Source organism: Streptomyces sp. NPDC044033 (assembly GCF_056434425.1).
Window position 1 is genome coordinate 245,403 of sequence record NZ_JBWKFF010000003.1, and the last position, 6,725, is coordinate 252,127.

6 protein-coding genes and 1 other RNA gene are annotated in these 6,725 nt (G+C 73.8%); 4 read left to right on the forward strand and 3 right to left on the reverse strand.

The features are described 5' to 3' along the window. Positions 1-83 precede the first annotated feature (83 nt). Together AC07AB_RS08480 and rnpB are read right to left on the reverse strand one after the other, a co-directional pair. On the reverse strand, positions 84-854 hold the full coding sequence (locus AC07AB_RS08480; RefSeq protein WP_478562150.1) for an SDR family oxidoreductase: 771 nt from the start codon (positions 852-854) through the stop codon (positions 84-86). Positions 855-1,189: 335 nt separating this feature from the next. Continuing rightward, positions 1,190-1,593, reverse strand: an RNA gene (rnpB, locus tag AC07AB_RS08485) — RNase P RNA component class A. Between the two features lie 78 nt (positions 1,594-1,671). Between rnpB and AC07AB_RS08490 the strand changes: the two genes are divergently transcribed. Both AC07AB_RS08490 and AC07AB_RS08495 read left to right on the forward strand, forming a co-directional pair. Beyond that, a complete protein-coding gene (locus AC07AB_RS08490) occupies positions 1,672-2,481 on the forward strand; it encodes a MerR family transcriptional regulator (RefSeq protein ID WP_478562153.1) in 810 nt (269 codons plus the stop codon). Further along, positions 2,478-3,080, forward strand: coding sequence for a hypothetical protein (locus AC07AB_RS08495; RefSeq protein ID WP_478562156.1), 603 nt, complete (start codon positions 2,478-2,480; stop codon positions 3,078-3,080). The genes AC07AB_RS08490 and AC07AB_RS08495 overlap by 4 nt, the downstream gene beginning before the upstream one ends. A 125-nt stretch (positions 3,081-3,205) precedes the next feature. On the opposite strand, the gene AC07AB_RS08500 is transcribed toward AC07AB_RS08495, so the two are convergent. Continuing rightward, positions 3,206-4,657 (reverse strand): RNB domain-containing ribonuclease, encoded by a 1,452-nt coding sequence (locus AC07AB_RS08500; RefSeq protein ID WP_478562159.1) that lies wholly within the window; start codon positions 4,655-4,657, stop codon positions 3,206-3,208. A 161-nt stretch (positions 4,658-4,818) separates the two neighbouring features. On the opposite strand from AC07AB_RS08500, the gene yaaA reads away from it, so the two are divergent. Continuing rightward, positions 4,819-5,616, forward strand: a complete 798-nt coding sequence (gene yaaA / locus AC07AB_RS08505; protein ID WP_478562638.1) for a peroxide stress protein YaaA — start codon at positions 4,819-4,821, stop codon at positions 5,614-5,616. Positions 5,617-5,911: 295 nt separating this feature from the next. Continuing rightward, a complete protein-coding gene (eda, locus tag AC07AB_RS08510) occupies positions 5,912-6,562 on the forward strand; it encodes a bifunctional 4-hydroxy-2-oxoglutarate aldolase/2-dehydro-3-deoxy-phosphogluconate aldolase (protein ID WP_478562162.1) in 651 nt (216 codons plus the stop codon). Positions 6,563-6,725: the final 163 nt, after the last annotated feature.

Here is a 6,725-nt window from a genome sequence, read left to right on the forward strand (position 1 = left end):
TCGTGTGTCATGTTTCTCATGCCCTTTGGAATTTCATCACGCTGACGCTTTTACTGGAACGGCACTCTGGAATTCTCGCTCCGTCAGCCCCTGGGGAATTCTCCGCCGTCTACGACGATATTGCTCCCGGTCAGCCAGCCCGCCCGGTCGCTGCTGAGGAACAGCACCGTGTTCGCGATGTCGTCGGGCAGGCCGTCACGCCCCAGCGGAGGGGTGGTGGCGGCCTGGCCCGGCCCCTCGGTCAGACGCGCCCACTGTTCCCGCGTCGCTGCGCCGCCGGGGGTGGCGGTCCTGCCAGGCGACACGGTGTTGACCCGGATTCCGGCCGGGGCCAGCTCCGCGGCCAGCCCCCGGCTGTAGTTCTCCAGCGCCGCCTTCGCCGTGGTGTAGTGCAGGAACGGCGGGGCCACGGTGGGGACCGCGGCCGAGGAGACATGCACGATCGCCCCCGAAGCCCGGTCCCGCATCCCCGGCGCCAGCAGCGCGTCCAGCCGCACGGCCGCCAGGAAGTTCAGGTCCAGCGCCTCCTGCCACGCCTCGTCGGGGATGGCCAGAGCACCCTTGTACGGCCCCGCCCCACCCGCGTTGTGGACCAGGATGTCCACCCCGCCGAGCCTCTCCTGCACGGCCAGCGCCAGCGCTTCCGCTCCGGCCCGGGTCCGCACATCGGCCGCCACGAAAGAGGCTCCCTCCGGCACCGTGCTCGTCGCCGACCGCGCGGTCGTCATCACCTCGGCGCCCGCTTCAAGGAATTGGCGCACGATGGCCGCTCCAATTCCGCGGGAACCACCTGTGACCAGGGCTCGCTTACCCGCGAGTTCCCGATTTCCCGATCCGTTCTCGGTCATGGTCATACCCCTGATCCTCTCGATAATTCATTCGTCCGCTCGACGGAAAAGAATCGACATGATGCGCAGAGCGCGATTCCTCGGAGAAATCGCGGTGAGCACTTCATCGAGCTGTTTCACGGTATGGCCGGGGCAGAACGAGAGGCAAAGACGAAATGTCAGCAGCCGCCATAGGGGTTTCCTATGGCACCCCGGGCCGCACAGACCGGTGCGACGTGCGACAAGCGGGAGGCGGGAAACGGGAGGCGGGAAGCGGCAAGCACAAAGCCCCCGACCCGCCATCCCAGTGGGTCGGCGAATCAGGGGCCACGCACAAGCGGACCGGCGAACCGGTGGGCCGGCGGACGAGTCGGCCTGTACGCCGGGTTCTGTCTCCCAAGGGCCTTGCGGCCCGAGGGGAGGCGGCCATCCATCTAGGTCTGCCGTTGCCGACAGACTCGTGCGGTCTACCCGCGGACTCGGGCAGGCTGCCCTCGAACGTCCGCGCAGGGCCGTCTGTCGACGGCCCCTTTTGACCTTGCTCCGGGTGGGGTTTACCTAGCCCTCCGAGTCACCTCGGAGGCTGGTGGTCTCTTACACCACCGTTTCACCCTTACCGGAAGCCTCACGGCCCCCGGCGGTCTGCTTTCTGTGGCACTGTCCCGCGGGTCACCCCGGGTGGCCGTTGGCCACCACCCTGCCTTGTGGAGCCCGGACGTTCCTCGGGAGGATCCGAAGATCCCCACGCGGCCGCCCGGCCGGCTCGTCCGCCGTGCCGACCATGGTACCCGGCCTGGTACGGGACGCTTGACCTTGCCGCGACGGCAACGTTTCTACTGGGCCCATGAGAATCGGAGAGCTCGCCGCACTCGCGGCCGTCAGCCCCCGGACCGTACGCCACTACCACCATCTCGGGCTGCTCCCCGAGCCGCCGCGGCTCGCCAACGGCTACCGCGCGTACGGGCTCCGGGACGCCGTGGCGCTGACGCGCGTACGCCGCCTGACCGATCTGGGGCTGAGCCTGGACGAGGTTCGGGACGTGCTCGCCGACGGCTCCGGGCGCGAGCTGCGCGAGGTGCTGGGCGAACTGGACGCGGAGCTGGCCCGCCAGGAGGCGGCGGTCCGTGAGCGGCGGGCGCGGGTGGCGGCGCTGCGGCGCCAGGCCGAGGAGGGGACCCTGACCGCCGAAGGGCCCGTCTCCGCCGAACTGGCCGCGCTCTACGGCGAGATGGCGCGCGTCGGCGCCGCGCGGCCCGGTCCGGAGCCCGTAGCGGCCGCCAAGGAGCGGGAGCTGCTGGCCCTGCTGGAGACCGCCGCGGCGCCCGAGGACCGCGAGCGGATCATGGCGCTGCTGCGGTCGGCGGCGGCCGAGCCGGGGGCGATGGAGCGCGCGTACGAGGTGTACGCGCTCCTCGACGACCTCGCGGACGCCGACCCCGCCGACCCCCGCGTGGACGAGGCGTCGCGGCTGCTCGCCGACTGCCTGCCGCCCGGTGTGGAGGCGGAGATCGGCGCCGGCACCGACGTGGAGGACAGCGGGCAGGACGGCTTCGTCGGCGCGCTGTTCTCCGACTTCGCTCCCGCCCAGGCCGCCGCCGTGCGCGGGGCGATGCGGCGGCTCGTCGCCCGCGCCCGGTCCGGTGCCGAGCAGTGAGCGCGCTGCGGCGGGTGCGTCTGGTGGCGGCGCATCAGGGGCGGGTGTGCGTCAGCCTCGGGTTGTGGGCGGCGCGGCGGCGGGACGGGGTGCGGGGCGGTGACGAGGGGTTCGGGTACGCCCGCGCGCAGGCGTCGATGCTGTACGCCCTGGTCTTCGTCAGCGTCGTGGAGACGGCCGGGGTGGCCGTGCTGCTCTCCGGCTATCCCGTCGCGCACCTGATAACGCTGGTCATCGACGGGTACGGGGTGCTGTTCCTGCTCGGCCTGCACGCCGGGGCCGTCACCCGCCCGCACACCGTCGGCCCCGCCGGTCTGCGCGTCCGCGGCGCCGCCCGGCTCGATCTGCGGATACCGCCGGAGCTCATCGCCTCCGTGCGCCGCGATGTCCGCTTCCCCGCCGCCGAGGCCGCCGACGGTGTGCTGGAACTGCCCATCGCCGGGCAGACCTCCGTCACCGTGGAGCTGACCGAGCCGGTCGGCTACCGCACGCCCCGCGGCGCGCCGCGTCACGCCCGTATGGTCCGCTGCCACGCCGACGACCCCGCCGCGCTGATCACGGCGGTACGGGCGCTGCTCCCCGCACCGGAACCGGCCTGAGCGACCCCAGGCCCCAAGCTCCAGGCCCCAGGCCCCAGCGCCGGAACCTGCCTGAGCGGCCGTTGCCGCGGACGGGGCCCCGCGCCCGAACCGGCCTGAGCGACTCCAGGGCCCCCGTCCCCCACTCACACCGGGGCGAACCGCACCTTCCGCCGCCCCGGTTCCGCCTCTGTCAGCCGTACCCGCAGGCGGTGCCCGAGCGGGAGCGGGGGCGCGTCGGGGGCGCCGTCGACGCGGCCGATGACGGCCGGTTCGTAGAGGTGGACGGTGCCGGAGGAGGGCCGCTTCGGCTGTACGTCCACCACGTACGCGTCGAAGATCTCGCCGACCCTGCCTCGCAGCGACGCCGCCTCCACCAGGTCCACGCTCTCCCGTTCGGCCTGGTTCGCCCGCCGGGAGCCGCCCTCCATCTCCCCCGGCAGCGCGTCGAGCGCCTCGCGCACCCAGTCGGGCGGCTCGGCTCCCGCGGTACCGGCCAGGCACAGTTCGCCCGCGTAGCGGTCGACGAGGCGGCGCAGCGGGGCGGTGCAGTGCGCGTACGGGGCGGCGACGGCGGCGTGCCCGGCCTCGGCGGGCTGCGGGGCCTCGCCGTCGAAGACGGTGTAGCCCGCGCCGCGCAGCAGGGCGGTGCACTCCTGGAGGAAGGCCGCGTGGCGGCTGCGGCGCGCGTCGAGGGAGCGGATGACCTGGGAGTACGGCATGTCCTCGGGCCAGTCGATGCCGAGCGCGCGGGCGACGTGGCGCAGCCGGGCGGCGGCGCCCTCGGGGGCGGCCGGGAGGGTGCGCAGGATGCCGGTGCCCGTGCGCAGCATGAGGTCCGCGGCGGCCATGCCGGTCATCAGGGAGATCTGGGCGTTCCAGCCGTCGGCGGGGAGCGGGGCGCGGTATTCGAGGGCGTAGCGCTCGCCGCGCTCGACGATCTCCTGTTCGGGGACGTGGAGGGAGATGCCGCCCCGGTCGCGTTCGAGCTCTTCACGGAGCAGGCCGATCTCGCGGAGGAGGGAGAGCGGTTCCTCGGCGGTACGGGAGTCGATGGCGCGCTGTACGCCCGCGTAGTCGAGCTTGGCGCGGCTGCGGACGAGGGCGCGGCGCACGTCGGTCCGTACGACCTGGCCGGACGGGTCGAGGTCGAGCCGCCACAGGAGCGCGGGCCGGTCCTGGTCGGGCAGGAGGCTCGCGGCGGCCTCACCGAGGACGGCGGGGTGCAGGGGTACGCGCTCGTCGGGGAAGTAGAGGGTCATGACGCGGCGGTGGGCCTCGGCGTCGAGGGCGCGGCCGGGGGTGACGAAGGCGGCGACGTCGGCGATGGCGTAGTGGACGCGGTAGCCGCCGCCGTCGCGGCGGGCGAGGAACATGGCCTGGTCGAGGTCCATCGAGTCGGGCGGGTCGATGGTGAACAGGGGCAGGTCGGTGGCGTCGTGGTCGGGTAGGCGGGGGCTCTTGGCGGCCTGTTCGGCCTCGTCGAGCACGGCCGGTTCGAACGCCTCGGGAAGTTCCATCTTCGTGCGCAACTCGTGCAACGCGGCCCGCAGGGGGGCACCGTCCGAGTCGGTCACATGCATATGGCGGCGGGGCATGGCACCGAGCGTAGGACGGGGTGCGGCGCGGGGCGCGGTGACTGTCGCGTACGGGCGTCAAGCGGACATCTGGGATATTCGGGTGGGGCGGGCGCGGGCGGACAGGATTTAAGCTGCCCCGGGGCCGCCCCGTCCCGTACCACCGCGTGAAGGAGATCGTCGTGCTCGTGCTGCTGCCGCCCTCGGAGGGGAAGGCCGCCGGTGGTTCCGGGGCCCCGCTGGATCTGGCGGCGCTGTCGCTTCCGGAGCTGACGGTGGCGCGCGGGGCCGTCCTCGACGAGCTGGTGGAGCTGTGCGCGGGCGACGAGGAGAAGGCCGCGCGGGTACTGGGGCTGAGCGCCGGGCTGCGCGGCGAGGTCGCGAAGAACGCGGCGCTGCGGGACGCGGGGACGCGCCCGGCCGGTGAGATCTACACGGGCGTGCTGTACGACGCGCTGGGCCTGGCGACCTTGGACGCGGCGGCCCGGCGGCGCGCGGAGCGGTCGTTGCTGGTCTTCTCCGGGCTGTGGGGCGCGGTACGGATCGGCGACCGCATCCCCTCGTACCGCTGCTCGATGGGGGTGAAGCTGCCGGGTACGGGGGCGCTCGGCGCGTACTGGCGGGGGCCGATGGCCGACGTGCTGCCGGCGGTGGCCGGGGACGGGCTGGTGCTGGATCTGCGCTCGGCGGCGTACGCGGCGGCGTGGAAGCCGAAGGGCGAGGTCGCGGAGCGCACGGCGACGGTGCGGGTGCTCCAGTCGAAGATGGTGGACGGGGTGGAGAAGCGGTCCGTGGTCAGCCACTTCAACAAGGCGACGAAGGGGCGACTGGTGCGCGATCTGCTGGTGAGCGGCGCGGCGCCGGACGGGCCGGAGGAACTGGTGGGAGCGGTGCGCGAGCTGGGGTACACGGTGGAGGCCGAGGCACCGGCGCGGGCGGGCCGGGGCTGGGCGCTCGACGTGATCGTGACGGAGCTTTAGCGCACGCGAGCCGGGCGAGCGGGGCGGCCGTCGAGCGGGGCGGCCGTCGAGCGGGGCGGCCGTCGAGCGGGGAGCGGCCGAGCGGAGCGCCGGTCGGGCAAGGGGCGACAGGCGAGCAGGGCCGCCGTCGAGCAGGGGCGGCCGAGCGGAGCGCCGGTCAATCAAGGGGCGGCGGAGCCGAAAACCGACCCAGCGAAGACCCGCCGACTGCGGACCGTAATCAGCCGAGCAGCCGTTCCGGTCAACGTTGCAACCTCCGCAACGACCATTGCGGGTAATGCCGTACGGCGGCAGGATGGCACCCGTGACCAGTGCTGCCGCCGCCCCGGCCCCCTCTTCCGTACTCGATCTGGCCCCCGTCATCCCCGTCGTCGTCCTGGACGACGCGGCAGACGCCGTGCCTCTGGCCCGCGCCCTCGTCGCGGGCGGACTGCCCGCGATCGAGGTGACCCTGCGCACCGGGGCCGCACTGGACGCGATACGCGCGATGACGGCCGAGGTGCCGGAGGCCGTGGTGGGCGCGGGTACGGTCCTGGGCTCCGCGCACGTAGACGCCGCCGTAGCAGCGGGCTCCCGCTTCCTGGTGAGCCCGGGGTGGACGCCGCGACTGCTGGAGGCGATGAAGGCGTCCGGGCTGCCGTTCCTGCCCGGGGTCTCGACAACCTCGGAAGTGGTGGCGCTGCTGGAGCTCGGCGTCACCGAGATGAAGTTCTTCCCGGCCGAGGCGGCGGGCGGCACCGCCTACCTCAAGTCCCTCGCCTCGCCCCTCCCCCGGGCCCGCTTCTGCCCGACGGGCGGCATCGGCCTGCCCTCCGCCCCGGCATACCTGGCGCTGCCCAACGTCGGCTGCGTGGGCGGCACATGGATGCTCCCGGCGGACGCGCTCCGCGCGAAGGACTGGGGCCGCGTGGAACAGCTGGCCCGCGAGGCCGCGGCGCTGCGCTGAGCGCGAGCCCAACGGCGTCGGGCCCGATAGAGACGCCCGAGGGCACCACACGACTACGGGAGGGGGCGGGGGGGGGGGGGGGGGGGGGGGGGGGGGGGGGGGGGGGGGGAGGGGGGGAGGGCGCCGCATGTCCATATCTCCCCTCCCCCACCCCCCCCCCCCC

Excerpts from the sequence above, each read along its gene's own strand:
- AC07AB_RS08480 (WP_478562150.1), bottom strand. The coding sequence starts at position 854 with ATGACCATGACCGAGAACGGATCGGGAAATCGGGAACTCGCGGGTAAG.
- AC07AB_RS08490 (WP_478562153.1), top strand. The coding sequence starts at position 1,672 with ATGAGAATCGGAGAGCTCGCCGCACTCGCGGCCGTCAGCCCCCGGACC.
- AC07AB_RS08500 (WP_478562159.1), bottom strand. The coding sequence starts at position 4,657 with ATGCCCCGCCGCCATATGCATGTGACCGACTCGGACGGTGCCCCCCTG.
- eda (WP_478562162.1), top strand. The coding sequence starts at position 5,912 with ATGGCACCCGTGACCAGTGCTGCCGCCGCCCCGGCCCCCTCTTCCGTA.